Source organism: Serratia quinivorans (assembly GCF_946227985.1).
Lineage (GTDB): Bacteria > Pseudomonadota > Gammaproteobacteria > Enterobacterales > Enterobacteriaceae > Serratia > Serratia quinivorans_A.
This window is the reverse complement of record NZ_CAMKGL010000010.1, coordinates 135,432-151,201: the sequence shown is the minus strand read 5'-3', so window position 1 is coordinate 151,201 and position 15,770 is coordinate 135,432. Positions and strand designations below refer to the sequence as shown.

Here is a 15,770-nt window from a genome sequence, read left to right as displayed (position 1 = left end):
TGCAACTCGAAATTCATTGGGTAATATTGTGTTGTGTGTTTGTGTTGTATGTATTTAATTATTTTTATTCTGCGCTGACGCTGATGCCTTCCAGGGCAAAACGTTCGCGCAGCGTGCGCGCATATTCCAGCGCGTGCTCACCGTCGCCATGCAGGCAAACGGTTTCGGCCTGCACTGCGGCCCAAGTGCCGTTCAGGGTGCGAACCCGATGATGCCGCACCATTTCCAGCGTTTGCGCCAATGCCAGTTCGTCGCTGGTAATCAGCGCCCCCGGCTGGCCACGCGGTACCAATGTACCGTCTGCCTGATAGCCGCGATCGGCAAACACTTCCTGCCGTGTTACCAATCCTTGTTCTTCACCGGCACGGATCAGCTCACTGCCCGCCAGCCCCACCAGCCGCAGCGTCGGATCGACCGCTTTAACCGCGCGGGCGATGGCCTGCGCCAGTTCCGGCTCCACAGCCGCCTGGTTGTACAGCATGCCGTGCGGTTTGACGTGGACCATCATCCCGCCTTCGGCGCGGGCGATCGCGGCCAGCGCGCCAAGCTGATAGACCACCTGGGCATAGACCGTTTCCGCCGGTAGCTGCATCCGGGTACGGCCAAAGTTCTCGCGATCGGGAAAACTCGGGTGCGCACCAATAGCGACGCCGTACTGCAGTGCCCAACGCACCGATTGACGCATGGTTTGCGCATCCCCGGCGTGGAAACCGCAGGCAATATTGGCCGAGCTGACCAGTTGCAGCAGCGCCTGATCGTTGGCGCAGCCCTCGCCGAGATCGGCATTTAAATCAACGATCATCTAACCCCCTGGCAATCTGTTGGATAAAGTGCTCCTGCTCGACCCTGGCGCGTTGTGCCTCGGCCAAAGTACAGGGAACAAAGTGGATGGCCTCACCCAGACGGATCTGCGCCAAATGGTAGAGATCGGCCTCGATCACGCAGGCAATGCGCGGGTAACCACCGGTAGTCTGCGCATCGGCCATCAACACGATCGGCTGGCCGTTATGCGGTACCTGTACGACTCCCGGTAACAGACCATGCGATAGCATTTCGCGGTCAGTGGTACGGCTTAACGCATGGCTGCCGTGCAGACGATACCCCATGCGGTTACTCTGCGGGCTCAGTTGCCAGGGGGTGCGCCAGAAAGCCTCTTTCGCCGCTTCGCTGAATTCATCATATTCCGGCCCCGGCAACGCACGGATACGGTTGTTGAACAGCGGTTGCTTCACACCAAAACTCTGCTTTGGCAATGAATGGCTTTGCCCCAGCGGCAGGCTGTCGCCATCTCGCAGGTTGCGCCCTTCCAGGCCACCAAAAGCGGCTTTGTTATCGGTGCTGCGCGAACCGAGTATTTCCGCTACCGCGATGCCTCCGCTGATCGCCAGATAGGTACGCATACCGCGTTTTGGCGTTTTCAGTATCAGCTGTTGGCCCGCACTAACCGGATAGCGCCAGCCGGTCCACAGTGGTTTACCATCGAGTTGCGCATCGCAACCGGCACCGGTCAGAGCGATCCAACCTGATTGAGTAAATTCGGCGCTAAATTGCCCCAGAGTGATTTCCAGTCCGGCGGCACTGGCAGCATTGCCCACCAGCAGGTTGGCGATCCTCAACGCAGGTTCGTCAAGTGCCCCGCCCTGACTAACGCCCAGGCGACGGAAACCGTTACGGCCCAGATCCTGCACCGTAGTGTAAATGCCCGCACGCAGGATCTTCAGCATACGCCCTCCTTCTGTGGCACAAACCGCACGCTATCGCCGGGACGCAGCAAGGTTGGCGGCATTTCATAAGGATTAAACAGCGCCAAAGGAGTACGACCAATCAACTGCCAGCCACCGGGGGTGACCAACGGATAAATGCCGGTCTGGCTGCCACCGATGCCAACGGAGCCTGCCGCCACCGACAGACGCGGTTCGGCGCGGCGCGGCGTCGCCAAACTTTCCGGCATCCCGCCCAGGTAAGAAAAACCGGGCTGAAAACCGAGGAAATAGACCACGTAGGCCGCTGAGGAGTGGCATTCCACGACCTGCTGCGGCGTCATGCCGGTGTGACGCGCCACGTCATCCAGGTCTGGCCCCTCCTGACCGCCATAGATCACCGGAATATCCACCTGGCGTGATTCAGGCACCAGGATTTCCTTGCTGTCCCAGCCCTGTTGCAACAGCGTCAGCATGTGTTCTGCGTCGGCCCGCGGCGTATGCAGCAGCAAGGTAAGATTGTTCATACCCGGTATCACTTCACGCACATCGGGATGATGATTCAGTTTTTCGGCCAGCGCCCAGATCCGCTGCTGGCTTGGCAGCGTCACCGGCGGCGACAGTTCAAGCACTACCGCTCTTTCACCTAACAGGTAACATCGTGCTCGTTGCACCCTTTTCTCCTTATTATTATCGCGATGAAAACACAACAGTTATGCGTGACAGCGCTCTGGCTGTCAATAGAACAACCTTTGAGAAAATAAGGGATTAGGCTATTAAAAGGATTCAGCCACGGTAAAAACCGGGCTGGATCCTGGGGGGATAATCAGGCGGGATTGGGAATATCGATAAAGGTCACGTCAAAGCCATGCTGTTGAGTCAGCCATTCACCGAGCGCCTTAACGCCACCGCGTTCAGTGGCATGGTGGCCGGCGGCAAAGAAGTGAATACCCATCTCGCGCGCGCTGTGGATGGTTTGCTCAGAAACTTCACCGCTGATAAAGGCATCAACACCAAAGCGTGCGGCGCTGTCGATAAAGCCCTGACCGCCGCCGGTGCACCAGGCTACGCGGCGGATATGCGCTGGTGCGTTATCGCCGCAGTGCAGCACGGCACGGCCCAGACGGCTCTCGAGGCGCTGTTGCAGTTCAATACCGGTCAATGGCTGCTCGAATTCGCCGTGCGGCACCAGCGGCTCCACTTCGCCAATCACCCGGATCCCGAGCAAATGTGCCAACTGCGCGTTGTTACCCAGCACCGGATGCGCGTCCAGCGGCAGATGATAAGCGTACAGGTTGATGTCGTTACTCAGCAGCGTTTTCAGCCGGTTGCGCTTCATGCCGCGCACCGAGGGCGCTTCGTTTTTCCAGAAATAGCCGTGATGCACCACGATGGCGTCCGCCTGATGCGCCACTGCCGCATCCAGCAGCGCCTGACAGGCGGTCACGCCGGTAACGATACGCTGCACGTGCGCTCGCCCTTCCACCTGCAGGCCATTCGGCCCGTAATCCTGAAACGCGGCGGTGTTCAATTCTGTGTTGATCAACTGTTCCAGATCGAGGTTACGCATAGAGTTCTCTCTTCAATTCAAAATGTCTGCCGGTCGCCCTGTTCCATCAGGATATATTTCACGCCCAGGCTGTTACCCTGTTCCAACTGCTGTTTGATGGTCGCGCGCACGTCTTCGCCCTGCTTCAGGCTGGGCTTGATATGGCTGATCACCACCGGGAAATCTTTCAGCGAGCCTTCGCCGCCGCTGTACTGAGTCAGATTTTTCAACTCTTTTTGCAGCCACGCCGGCGTCAGGTGGCCATACAGATTTTTATCTTCCACCTCATTGGGATAGGAGGTTTCGATAATCATCCCTTTCAACTTTTTCTGCTCAATCAGCGGCCCCAGCGCACGCCAGGCGCTATCGAGATTACGCGACTGCTCAAGCGCATCCGCCCCGGTATCACCAAAATAGGCGAAAGAGCCGCTGCGATCGGACACCAGCAACATCGAAGAAGGGTAGCGGTCATGACTGAGCGGATACATCACGCCACTCAAACCGGTCATGCCCAGAGTCACACGCTGCTGCGGCCGCACCGTTTGCAGCCGGTAAGTCCCCAGTCGGGAACCGTTGCCGGAATCAGTGAAGTTGGGCCAGGCCTTCCAGTTAAAATAATGATTACGCAGGGTCAAAATGGTATCGACCTGGGCATAGATATTCTTTTTACCGTCTTCCGGCGAGCCAATAATCAGCCCAGCCACGTGGTCCAGATGACCATGGCTGATAAAGTAAGCGCCGATTAACTGGCGGAATATATAGCCCTGCGGGGTATAAGGCGCAGCCAGTTCAGGGGTGACCTGCGGGAAACTGCCCTTTTCCAGCCCTTTGGCAATGCCAGGTAGCAGTGAGCCGGCATCCAGCGCCAGGTACTGCGGCTGGTTGTCGCTGCGGATCAGGTAGGAGGTCAGATTGCCGTCGCTGACGCCGCCGTCCACGCCCAGCGCCACCACGTCAAAGCCGGCCTGCGCCAGGGCACAATAGCCGCTCAGGCACAGGGCCAGCACCTTTTTCATCATTATTTCGCTCCTTGCTGTTGCCTTAATATTCCCCGCGCTTCGCCGCTTCAAAGGCGGCCAGCGTCGCTAGCCGCGCCTGCTTGTGGTCGACAATCGGCAGCGGATAATCCAGCACGCGCTGCTGTTGTTCCGCCCAGCGATGGGGTTGATGAATAGCATTGTCCGGTACATCCGCCAGCTCGGGCAACCATTTACGGATAAAAGTGCCTTGCGGATCAAAACGTTCGCCCTGAGTGGTCGGGTTAAAGATGCGGAAGTACGGCGCAGCGTCGGTGCCGGTTGAGGCTGCCCACTGCCAACCGCCATTATTGGCCGCCAGATCGCCATCCAATAGCTGTGACATGAAATAGCTTTCACCGGCACGCCAGTCGATCAACAAGTCTTTCACCAGAAAGCTGGCGCTGATCATGCGTAATCGGTTGTGCATCCAGCCGGTGGAATTCAATTGGCGCATGGCTGCATCGACAATCGGATAACCGGTGACGCCCTGCTGCCAGGCCTGCAACAGTTCTCGGTTATCCTGCCAGCGTACCCTATCCGTCCATGCGATAAAGGGACGGTGCTTGCATAACGCGGGATAGGCCACCATCAGGTGCCGATAAAACTCGCGCCAGATCAGCTCATTCAGCCAGCCGAAGGCACCACTGTCATGATTTTCCAGCAGCTGCGGACATTCAGCACGCAGGCGGTTAAAACATTGGCGTGGCGACAACACGCCAATCGCCAGATAAGGCGACAGGCTGCTGGTCCCGGCAATGGCTGGCAGATCTCGCTGTTGAAGGTAATCCTGCACCTGCTCACGACAAAAGCTGCGTAGTCGCTGTAGCGCCGCGTCTTCCCCGGCGGGGAAATCCTCGTTCGACTCTGCTGGCGGATAATCAAATGCCGCTGGGGTCGCGGTTACCGGTAATGCGCCGCCTGCCCGTGGTTTAGGCGCAGGCAAGGATTGAACGTCGGATTCAGTCAGACGCTGGATAAAGGCTTTACGAAACGGCGTGTAGATTTTGTACATTTCGCCGCTACCGGTCTGCACGCTCCCCGGCGGTAACAGCAGACTGTCATCAAAGCTCTGGCAAATCACCTGCCCGACCAAACGCTGTTCCAGCCGTTGGTCGCGCTGGCGCTCATTGATTTCGTATTGCCGATTGTAAAACAGCCTATCCACCCGCTGCTGCGCACAATACGCCGTCAGCCAGTCAACCGAGGCAGCAAAATCATCACACTGGTGGTAGCAAAGCGGAATGCCCCGTTCGGCGAGAACCTGCTGCATCTGCAGCAGGTTGGCATGGATAAATGCAGCCTGACGGGGGGCCATTTCGTGCTGTCGCCATTGTTGCGGGGTGGCGATAAACACTGCCAGCACGCGGGCGTCGGGGTCGCTGCAAGCGGCATGCAACGCTTTGTTGTCGGTAATACGCAGATCGTTACGCAACCAGACCAGATGCGTGGTCATAAAACTCCTTGTCAATTAGTGGCCATAACGCAGGCGCAACGCCTCGGGATAGGGTTCGAAATAACGCTGATCGGCCAGATAACGATCGGGGTATTCGGCCATGTAATGTTTGAGCAGGGTAATCGGCGCCAGCAGCGGCTGTACACCCTGTCGATAACGGTCGATCAACTGCGCCAGCTCCTGACGCTGCGCGGAACTCAGGTGACTGCGAAAATAACCCTGTACGTGCATCAGCACGTTGGTGTGGTTGCGGCGCGTCGCCTTATGCGCCAACAGTTTCATCAGCCGGCTGCGGTATTCAATCGCGAACGCTTCCAGCGACGCCCATTTATCCACGTCCGCCACAAAGCGCCCCAGCTCACGGTATTCCGGCTGTGAGTGCGCCAGCAGCGACAGCTTATAACGGCTGTGGAAAGCGATCAGCCCACCACGAGTCAGCCCTTTGCGCCACAGCATGTTCAACTCATACAGCGCGTAAACTCGTTCGACAAAGTTTTCCCGCAGCGTTGCGTCATTCAGCCGTCCGTCCTCTTCCACCGGCAGCCAGGGCATTTGGCGCTGCAGTTCGGCGGTGAACAACCCGACGCCGCTTTTACGCGCGCCTTCACCGCTCTCATCATACAATCGCACCCGTTCCATACCGCAGCTTGGCGAATTGGCGCAAACAATGTAGCCACACAGATGCTGCAAAGCGGCAATACGCTGGGTGGAGAACTGCTGCATCTGGTCGGTCACGTCAATGCTGTCGTCATTGCTGTAACGCAGCGCGATATGATGTTGCTTTTTGATCAACCGCAGCGCCGGGCGCGGGGTCGACAGGCCGATCGCCATTTCCGGGCAAATCGCCTCAAACCGCACGTAAGGTGCCAGTTGTTCCACCGCGAAGGCCAGCCGTTTATGGCCACCGTCAAAACGCACCTTTTCACCCAGCAGGCAGGCACTGATCCCGACCGGAATTTTGTCACTCATATTGGGCTCCCGCAGTATTGGATGATGTTAAAAGTGTAGAGGAATTTCCCTCTGGAGACGAACCTTACCGCCACAATGACTGAACGACACGCATAAAAAAACCCCCGCTGCGAAGCGAGGGTTTCAGGGGACAGCGGCGGCAATCAGTAGAAATCGCAGGCCGCCAGTTCCGCCTGCTGCAGCCAGACCGGTTTATCGCTGGTTTTTGACCAGACACGGTGCAAATAGCTGTAAAAACGGGCGCGGTCACCGCGGAAAAGCATTACCGGTAAAGCCAACACACCTGCCAGGATCACTGCGCTGCGACGCAGGAGAATCCGATGCAATGAATAAGCTGGGTAGATAGACATGCGAACCTCCTTAAAAACGCCCGGCCGTTGATTTGTCTTGTAAACAGCACTGGCGTAAACCATTAAAACGGGATGATTTGGTAACTGGACAAAATTTTAGCGCAATTGATGAAAGTTTACTACTCATCCGACCACTAAATAGGTCAAAAAATCGCAAACAAATACGCCATTACGTAATTTTGTTACACCAAGGTTAAAAATTAACTAACCATTGGTTACATTGTGGATATTTATCACCTGTTTATACCCATAGCGTTTCCGCCGCTGAGCAAGCCTGCCCCAAACGCGCCCTCCGTTCACCACGCCCTCATTAAAAAGTCATTTTTTGCTGTAATTTCAGCCATTTTTATACTTTTTTTACACCGGCCGTCGCTATTTTTTCATCTTCTTTCTACCGCCCTCCCTACACTCGCCATATCAAAAACTACACCTCTGGAGGTGTCCTGTGAGTATCAGCGTTATTGGTGGTGCGCTGTTGGTCCTGCTGCTGTTGGGCTATCTGGTTTATGCCCTGTTCAATGCGGAGGATTTCTGATGGCAGCTTCAGCCTTTTTATTGATTGCCAGCTTTATGCTGGTGCTTTTGCTGCTGGCCCGGCCGTTAGGCAGTTTCCTGGCGCGTCTGATCGAAGGTGAACCTTTACCGGCTCTGCGTCGGGTGGAAGCCGCCGTCTGGCGTTGCTGTGGCAATACCACCGCTGAAATGAACTGGTGGCAGTACGCGCTGGCAATCTTGTGGTTTAACCTGCTCGGTCTGGCGCTGCTGTTTGCGCTGCTGATGGCGCAAGGCTCGTTGCCGCTAAACCCGCAGGGTTTCCCTGGTCTGTCGTGGGATCTGGCGTTCAATACTGCCGTCAGCTTTGTCACCAACACCAACTGGCAGGCCTACAGCGGTGAAAGCACCCTCAGCTACCTCAGCCAGATGGCCGGGCTGGCAGTGCAGAACTTCCTGTCTGCCGCTACCGGTATCGCCGTGGCCTTTGCGCTGATCCGCGCCTTCACCCGCCGTTCCAGCGCCACCATTGGTAATGCCTGGATCGACATGTTCCGCATCACGCTGTACGTGTTGCTGCCAATATCGCTGCTGATCGCGCTGTTCTTCGTCAGCCAGGGCACGCTGCAAAACTTCCTGCCTTACCTGCATATCAGCACGTTGGAAGGCGCGCAGCAGACGCTGCCAATGGGGCCGGTTGCCTCGCAGGAAGCGATCAAGATGCTCGGCACCAACGGCGGCGGCTTCTTCGGCGTCAACTCGGCTCATCCGTTCGAAAACCCGACCGTGCTGACCAACTTTGTGCAGATGTTGGCGATCTTCCTGATCCCTTGCGCGCTGTGCTTTTCCTTCGGCCAGGTGGCCGGTGAGAACCGTCAGGGTCATGCGCTGATCTGGGCGATGTCGCTGATCTTCATCGTGGCCGTCGTCGTGGTGATGTACGCCGAGCTGGCGGGTAACCCGCACCTGAGCGAATTGGGCAGTGCCAGCAACATCAATATGGAAGGCAAGGAATCGCGCTTTGGCATTCTCGCCACCAGCATGTTCTCGGTGGTCACCACGGCAGCGTCCTGTGGGGCCGTCAACGCCATGCATGACTCCTTCACCGCGCTGGGCGGCATGGTGCCGATGTGGCTGATGCAGATTGGTGAAGTGGTGTTCGGCGGCGTCGGTTCCGGCCTGTACGGCATGCTGCTGTTCGTACTACTGACGGTGTTTATCGCCGGGCTGATGATTGGGCGTACCCCGGAATATCTGGGCAAAAAAATCGACGTCTATGACATGAAAATGACCGCGCTGGCGATCCTGGTCACGCCGACCCTGGTGTTGCTGGGCAGCGCACTGGCCATATCCACCGACGTAGGTCGCGCCGGCATTCTTAACCCGGGTGCGCACGGTTTCAGCGAAGTGCTGTATGCCCTGTCCTCCGCCGCCAATAACAACGGCAGCGCCTTTGGTGGGCTGAGCGTCAACACGCCGTTCTACAACCTGCTGTTGGCCTTTGCCATGTTCGTCGGCCGTTTCGGGGTGATCCTGCCGGTGCTGGCAATTGCCGGTTCGCTGTGTGCCAAGAAACGCCAACCGGCGGGCAACGGCACCCTGCCAACCTACGGGCCGCTGTTTATCGGCCTGCTGGTCGGCACCGTGCTGCTGGTGGGCGCATTGACCTTCGTACCGGCGCTGGCGCTGGGACCGGTGGCTGAGCATTTGCAACTTTGGTTGACCAAATAACAGGCGCATTCCCGTCGCCTTTCGAGCTGCAGCGTTGTTACCTGCTTTACAAGACCCATCCGTGGGCCTTGCCCCTTCGGGGCCGCTGCAAGCAGCGTTCAAATCTGTTCCCGACAGATTTGTCGCTCACCCCAGTAACTTACTCAAGTAAGCGCCTGGGGATGAGCGAGCTGGCCGCCTAGCTGCAACTCGAAATCCATAGGGAATGAAATAAAGAGAGAGAATAAAAGATGACTCGCAAACAACGCGCGCTGTTTGAACCGGCACTGGTCCGTACCGCGCTGATCGATGCGCTGAAAAAGCTGGATCCGCGCACCCAGTGGCGTAACCCGGTGATGTTCGTGGTGTATATCGGCAGCATTCTGACCACGGCCATCTGGCTGGCGATCCTCGCCAAACAGACCGACGGCAGCGCCGCCTTTACCGGCAGCATCGCTATGTGGCTGTGGTTTACCGTGCTGTTCGCCAACTTTGCCGAAGCGCTGGCCGAGGGGCGCAGCAAAGCTCAGGCGGAAAGCCTGAGAGGCACCAAGAAAACCAGTTGGGCGAAGAAACTGGCCGCGCCGCGCCGCGAGGGAGCCACCGAGAAAGTCTCCGCCGAGAGCCTGCGCAAGGGTGACGTGGTACTGGTCGAGGCCGGTGACACCATTCCCTGCGACGGCGAAGTGCTGGAAGGTGGCGCATCGGTGGATGAAAGCGCCATTACCGGTGAATCCGCACCGGTGATCCGTGAGTCCGGCGGCGACTTCTCATCGGTCACCGGCGGCACCCGCGTGCTGTCCGACTGGCTGGTGGTGCAGTGTAGCGTCAACCCGGGCGAAACCTTCCTTGATCGGATGATTGCCATGGTCGAAGGCGCAAAACGCCGCAAAACCCCGAACGAGGTGGCGCTGACCATTCTGTTGGTGGCCCTGACCCTGGTGTTCGTGCTGGCGACCGCCACGCTGTTCCCGTTCTCGCAATACAGCGTCGACGCCGCCAACGGCGGTTCGGTGGTCAGTATCACCGTATTGGTGGCCCTGCTGGTCTGCCTGATCCCCACCACCATCGGGGGTCTGCTATCCGCCATCGGCGTAGCCGGGATGAGCCGGATGCTGGGTGCCAACGTCATCGCCACCAGTGGCCGTGCGGTGGAAGCCGCCGGCGATGTGGATGTGCTGCTGCTGGATAAGACCGGCACCATCACGCTGGGTAACCGTCAGGCTTCCGAATTTCTGCCGGCGCCTGGGGTGAAAGAGCAGGAACTGGCCGACGCCGCACAGCTGTCTTCACTGGCGGATGAAACGCCGGAAGGCCGCAGCATTGTGGTGTTGGCCAAACAGCGCTTTAATCTGCGCGAACGTGACCTGCAGGCGCTGAACGCCACCTTCGTGCCCTTCTCCGCCCAGACGCGCATGAGCGGCGTCAACGTGCAGGACCGCATGATCCGTAAGGGCGCAGTGGATGCCATTCGCCGTCATGTGGAATCCAATCAGGGCCACTTCCCGCAGGCGGTAGACGACCTGGTGGCCAGCGTGGCACGCACCGGCGGTACGCCGTTGGTGGTGGCCGAAGGGCCACGGGTGCTGGGGGTGGTAGCACTGAAGGATATCATCAAAGGCGGCATCAAAGAACGCTTTGTCGAACTGCGCAAAATGGGCATCAAAACGGTGATGATCACCGGCGATAACCCGCTGACCGCTGCCGCCATCGCCGCCGAAGCCGGGGTGGATGACTTCCTGTCGGAAGCGACGCCGGAAGCCAAGCTGGCGTTGATCCGCCAATACCAGGCAGAAGGCCGCCTGGTGGCGATGACCGGCGACGGCACCAACGACGCCCCGGCGCTGGCACAGGCCGACGTGGCGGTGGCGATGAACTCGGGGACCCAGGCCGCCAAAGAGGCGGGCAACATGGTCGATCTGGACTCCAACCCGACCAAGCTGATTGAAGTGGTGCATATCGGTAAGCAGATGCTGATGACCCGCGGTTCGCTGACCACGTTCAGTATTGCCAACGATGTGGCCAAGTATTTCGCCATCATCCCGGCGGCGTTCGCGGCAACCTATCCGCAGTTGAATGCGCTGAACGTGATGCATCTGCACTCCCCTGCTTCCGCCATTATGTCGGCGGTTATTTTCAACGCCCTGGTGATCGTGTTCCTGATCCCGCTGGCGCTGAAAGGGGTGAGTTACAAGCCGATGAGCGCCGCTGCGCTGCTGCGTCGTAACCTGTGGCTTTATGGCGTGGGCGGTCTGCTGGTGCCCTTTGTCGGTATCAAGCTGATCGACCTGCTCCTGGTCGCGCTGCATATCGCTGGTTAATCATGAATACCCAAAATAATTCGAGTTGTATCACGGCGGCAACGGAGTAAATCCCCAAGAGCTTACTCCAGTAAGTGACTGGGGTAAGCGAAGGCAGCCAACAAAGATACAGCTTGAAGTATGAAGGGTTAAGAGGAAATGAACATGTCTTATTTACGACCTTCACTGGTGATGTTGATCCTGCTGACGTTGATTACCGGTATCGCCTACCCGCTGCTGACCACCGGGCTGTCGCAGCTGTTGTTCTCCGGCGCGGCTAACGGCTCGCTGCTGTACCAGGGCGACAACGTGGTAGGTTCGGCGTTAGTCGGCCAAAACTTTACCAAACCCGAGTATTTCTGGGGCCGCCCTTCTGCCACCGCTGATTCGGCCTATAATGCCATGGCGTCTGCCGGCAGCAATCTGGCCGCCACCAACCCGGCGCTGGATAAAGCCATTGCCGAACGTGCGGCGCAGCTGCGCCAGGCTAATCCGGCGATGAAAGGCCCGATCCCGGTCGATCTGCTGACCGCGTCCGGTAGCGGCCTGGATCCGCAGATTTCCCTCGCGGCGGCACAGTATCAACTGGCCCGGGTGGCTGCGGCGCGCCAACTGGCACCGGAGCAAATCGCCAAACTGATTGATGAAAATATCGATCAGGCCACTCCCAACTTTATGGGTGAGTCGGTGGTGAACGTGCTGAAATTGAATCTGGCACTCGACGCGTTGAAATAATGCCTCGCGTGTTAAAGGATAAGTAACGGGTTCGGCGTGCCGGACCCGCTTTACGTTGCTGCAAAAAGGAACTCCGATGGTGGAAGAGGAACAACAGCGCCCCGACCCTGATAGCCTGCTGGCGCTGGCCAATGAAAAACCCCGTGGCCGCCTGAAGGTGTTCTTCGGCGCCTGCGCCGGGGTAGGCAAAACCTACGCCATGCTGCAGGAAGCCCAGCGGCTGCGCGCCCAGGGGCTGAACGTGCTGGTCGGCGTAGTGGAAACTCATGGCCGCAGCGAAACCGCCGCGCTGCTGGACGGGCTGGATTTGCTGGCACAAAAGCGCATTCAGTATCGCGGCAGAATGGTGCAGGAGTTTGATCTCGACGCCGCACTGGCTCGCCACCCGGCATTGATCCTGATGGACGAACTGGCGCACAGCAACGCTCATGGCTCGCGTCATCCGAAGCGCTGGCAGGATGTCGAAGAGCTGCTGGATGCCGGTATCGACGTACTGACCACCGTCAACGTACAACATCTGGAAAGCCTGAACGACGTGGTCGGCGGCGTGACCGGGGTACGGGTACGTGAAACCGTGCCCGATCACGTGTTCGACGAAGCCACCGAGGTGGTGCTGGTTGACCTGCCACCGGACGATCTGCGCCAGCGTCTGAATGAAGGCAAGGTGTATATTCCCGGTCAGGCCGAACGCGCCATCGAGCACTTTTTCCGTAAGGGCAATCTGATCGCCCTGCGCGAACTGGCACTGCGCCGCACCGCCGATCGGGTCGATGACCAGATGCGCGCCTTCCGGGATACCCAGGGCCGTGAACGCGTGTGGCACACCCGCGACAGTATCCTGCTGTGCGTCGGCCATAACAGCGGCAACGAAAAGCTGGTGCGTATCGCTGCCCGGCTGGCAGCCCGCCTGGGTTGCCACTGGCACGCGGTCTATGTCGAAACGCCCAAGTTGCACCGTTTGCCAGAGAGCCATCGCCGGGCAATTTTGCGGGCACTGCGGCTGGCGCAGGAATTGGGGGCCGAAACCGCCACCCTGTCCGAACCTGATGAAGAACGCGCAGTGCTGCGTTACGCCCGTGAGCACAACCTGGGCAAAATCATTATTGGCCGCCGCAGTGAACAACGCTGGAAACTGCGCGGCAGCTTTGCCGATCGCCTTGGCAAGTTAGGCCCTGACCTCGATCTGGTGATTGTCGCACTGGAAAACGACAGCCTCCCGCAGCCAGGCAAAGAGCACGACAACCGTAACTTTAGCGAGAAATGGCGCATCCAACTGCGTGGCTGTGCCGTCGCCGTCGCACTCTGCGCCCTGATCACCCTGCTGTCCCAGTGGCTGCTGCCGGGCTTCGACCAGGCCAATCTGGTGATGGTCTACCTGCTTGGCGTTGCCATTGTCGCGCTGTTCTTTGGCCGTTGGCCATCGGTGCTGGCGGCGGTAATCAACGTCGCCAGTTTTGACCTGTTTTTCGTCCAGCCCGAATGGTCGTTTGCCGTCAGCGATATGCAGTATCTGTTGACCTTCGGCGTGATGCTGACGGTGGGTATCACTATCGGTAACCTGACCGCCGGCGTACGTTATCAGGCTCGGGTGGCGCGCTACCGCGAGCAGCGGGCTCGTCATCTGTATGAGATCTCCCGTGGGCTAAGCCAGGCACTGACCACCGCAGATATCGCCAAAACCAGCCGCCACTTCCTTTCCAGCAGTTTCCAGGCCAAAACCGTGCTGCTGCTGCCACAGGAAGACGGCAAACTACAGCAAATGGTCGGGGAAACCGGCGGGCTGCTGTCGGTGGATGAGGCTATTGCACGCTGGAGTTTCGATAAAGGCATGCCGGCCGGGGCCGGTACCGATACCCTGCCCGGCGTTCCCTATCAGTTGCTACCATTAACTACGTCGAAGCAAACCTTTGGCCTGTTGGCCATCGAGCCCAGCAACCTGCGTCAGCTGATGGTGCCGGAACAGCAGCGGCTGCTACAAACTTTTGCGGTACTGATTGCCAGCGCGCTGGAACGCTTGCATCTGGCGCGCAGCGCCGAGGAAGCCAAGCTGGACGCCGAACGCGAACAACTGCGCAACTCGCTGCTGGCGGCGCTGTCCCACGATTTACGCACTCCGCTGACGGTGCTGTTCGGACAGGCGGAAATTCTGACGCTCGATCTGGCGGCGGAAGGCTCCAACCATGCGCCCCAGGCCAGTCAGATCCGCCAGCAGGTGCTGAGCACCACCCGGTTGGTGAACAACCTGCTGGATATGGCGCGCATTCAATCCGGTGGTTTTAATCTGCGTAAAGAGTGGCAATCGCTGGAGGAGATCGTTGGCGCATCGCTGCACATGCTGGAACCGTTGATGACTCAGCATCAAATCAAGGTTGAGCTTCCAGCGGAGCTGGTATTGGTTAATTGCGACGGCAGCCTGCTGGAGCGCGTGTTCACTAACCTGTTGGAAAATGCCAATAAATATGCCGGCTACGATGCTACTATCGGTATTCGTGCCCATACTCTGCCAGAGTGGCTGGAAGTCGAAGTCTGGGACGATGGGCCGGGCATTCCCGAAGGGAAATTGCAGCTTATTTTCGATAAGTTTTCCCGCGGTAATAAAGAGTCGGCGATCCCCGGCGTGGGCTTGGGGTTAGCGATTTGCCGTGCCATTATTGAAGTGCACGGTGGCCGTATCTGGGCCGAAAACGGTGCCAATGGCGGTGCCCGTTTCCGCTTTGTGCTACCGCTGGAGAAACCGCCAGAAATAGACAGTGAAGCCTTTGATCTTTAATCAAGTTCCGGGAGTCTTGTGAGCAGCACGCCAACCAATATTCTGATTGTTGAAGATGAGAAAGAGATCCGGCGTTTCGTCCGTACCGCCCTGGAAAGTGAAGGCCTGCGGGTGTTTGAAAGCGAAACGCTGCAACGCGGGCTGATTGAAGCCGGCACGCGTAAACCGGATCTGATTATTCTCGATTTGGGGTTGCCGGACGGCGACGGGCTTAACTATATCCGCGATTTACGCCAATGGAGCGCCATTCCGGTCATCGTGTTGTCGGCACGCAACGCTGAGGAAGACAAAATCGCCGCGCTGGACGCCGGGGCGGATGACTATCTCAGCAAACCATTTGGTATTGGCGAATTGCTGGCGCGCGTGCGGGTCGCGTTGCGACGTCATTCCGGTAGCCTGCAGGAAAGTCCGTTGGTCAGCTTCTCAGAAATCACCGTAGATCTGATTAATCGCCGGGTGCTGCGCCAGGGTGAGGATTTGCATCTGACGCCAATAGAGTTTCGACTGCTGGCCGAGCTGCTGGCCAACTCCGGCAAGGTGTTGACCCAGCGTCAGCTTCTGAGCCACGTGTGGGGGCCGAACTACGTCGAACACAGCCATTATCTGCGAATTTATATGGGCCATCTGCGGCAGAAACTGGAGGCCGACCCGGCCCGGCCAAAACACTTGCTGACCGAAACCGGCGTCGGTTACCGCTTTATGCCTTGAGGTTAATGGCCGCAG

14 protein-coding genes are annotated in these 15,770 nt (G+C 58.3%); 6 read left to right on the top strand and 8 right to left on the bottom strand.

Features of this window, described 5'->3' with window-relative positions:
- Positions 1 to 64 precede the first annotated feature (64 nt).
- The 8 genes from pxpA to OCH02_RS20720 form a co-directional block, all read right to left on the bottom strand.
- Complete coding sequence (gene pxpA, locus OCH02_RS20755) at positions 65 to 802, bottom strand: 5-oxoprolinase subunit PxpA (protein ID WP_261432767.1); 738 nt, start codon at positions 800 to 802, stop codon at positions 65 to 67.
- Positions 792 to 1,724, bottom strand: a complete 933-nt coding sequence (pxpC, locus tag OCH02_RS20750; RefSeq protein ID WP_261432766.1) for a 5-oxoprolinase subunit PxpC — start codon at positions 1,722 to 1,724, stop codon at positions 792 to 794. Before pxpC ends, pxpA begins: the two co-directional genes overlap by 11 nt.
- Positions 1,718 to 2,374: a 5-oxoprolinase subunit PxpB gene (pxpB, locus tag OCH02_RS20745; protein ID WP_261432765.1), complete on the bottom strand. Its 657-nt coding sequence runs from the start codon at positions 2,372 to 2,374 to the stop codon at positions 1,718 to 1,720. Before pxpB ends, pxpC begins: the two co-directional genes overlap by 7 nt.
- A 152-nt stretch (positions 2,375 to 2,526) precedes the next feature.
- A complete protein-coding gene (locus tag OCH02_RS20740; RefSeq protein ID WP_261432764.1) occupies positions 2,527 to 3,270 on the bottom strand; it encodes a type 2 GTP cyclohydrolase I in 744 nt (247 codons plus the stop codon).
- Between the two features lie 17 nt (positions 3,271 to 3,287).
- The gene (locus OCH02_RS20735; RefSeq protein WP_261432763.1) at positions 3,288 to 4,268 is read right to left on the bottom strand and encodes an MBL fold metallo-hydrolase; all 981 of its coding nucleotides are present in this window, start codon (positions 4,266 to 4,268) and stop codon (positions 3,288 to 3,290) included.
- A 22-nt stretch (positions 4,269 to 4,290) separates the two neighbouring features.
- Positions 4,291 to 5,721, bottom strand: a complete 1,431-nt coding sequence (gene phrB, locus OCH02_RS20730; protein ID WP_261432762.1) for a deoxyribodipyrimidine photo-lyase — start codon at positions 5,719 to 5,721, stop codon at positions 4,291 to 4,293.
- Positions 5,722 to 5,736: 15 nt separating this feature from the next.
- Positions 5,737 to 6,690 carry a YbgA family protein gene (locus tag OCH02_RS20725; RefSeq protein ID WP_261432761.1) on the bottom strand — a complete coding sequence of 318 codons (954 nt, stop codon included), beginning with the start codon at positions 6,688 to 6,690 and terminating at the stop codon, positions 5,737 to 5,739.
- Between the two features lie 143 nt (positions 6,691 to 6,833).
- Positions 6,834 to 7,040, bottom strand: a complete 207-nt coding sequence (locus OCH02_RS20720; RefSeq protein WP_261432760.1) for a YbfA family protein — start codon at positions 7,038 to 7,040, stop codon at positions 6,834 to 6,836.
- Positions 7,041 to 7,485: 445 nt separating this feature from the next.
- On the opposite strand from OCH02_RS20720, the gene OCH02_RS20715 reads away from it, so the two are divergent.
- The 6 genes from OCH02_RS20715 to kdpE all read left to right on the top strand — a co-directional run bounded on the left by OCH02_RS20715 (position 7,486) and on the right by kdpE (position 15,755).
- Positions 7,486 to 7,575, top strand: a complete 90-nt coding sequence (locus tag OCH02_RS20715; RefSeq protein ID WP_004949718.1) for a K(+)-transporting ATPase subunit F — start codon at positions 7,486 to 7,488, stop codon at positions 7,573 to 7,575.
- Entirely contained in the window at positions 7,575 to 9,263 is a 1,689-nt protein-coding gene (gene kdpA / locus OCH02_RS20710; RefSeq protein ID WP_261432759.1) for a potassium-transporting ATPase subunit KdpA, read from the top strand. Before OCH02_RS20715 ends, kdpA begins: the two co-directional genes overlap by 1 nt.
- A gap of 230 nt (positions 9,264 to 9,493) precedes the next feature.
- Positions 9,494 to 11,563 carry a potassium-transporting ATPase subunit KdpB gene (kdpB, locus tag OCH02_RS20705; RefSeq protein ID WP_261432757.1) on the top strand — a complete coding sequence of 690 codons (2,070 nt, stop codon included), beginning with the start codon at positions 9,494 to 9,496 and terminating at the stop codon, positions 11,561 to 11,563.
- Between the two features lie 144 nt (positions 11,564 to 11,707).
- Positions 11,708 to 12,277, top strand: a complete 570-nt coding sequence (gene kdpC, locus OCH02_RS20700) for a potassium-transporting ATPase subunit KdpC (RefSeq protein ID WP_261432756.1) — start codon at positions 11,708 to 11,710, stop codon at positions 12,275 to 12,277.
- 76 nt (positions 12,278 to 12,353) lie between these two features.
- Positions 12,354 to 15,047, top strand: a complete 2,694-nt coding sequence (gene kdpD / locus OCH02_RS20695) for a two-component system sensor histidine kinase KdpD (protein ID WP_261432755.1) — start codon at positions 12,354 to 12,356, stop codon at positions 15,045 to 15,047.
- Positions 15,048 to 15,065: 18 nt separating this feature from the next.
- Complete coding sequence (kdpE, locus tag OCH02_RS20690) at positions 15,066 to 15,755, top strand: two-component system response regulator KdpE (protein WP_153857690.1); 690 nt, start codon at positions 15,066 to 15,068, stop codon at positions 15,753 to 15,755.
- The last annotated feature ends 15 nt before the right edge of the window (positions 15,756 to 15,770 follow it).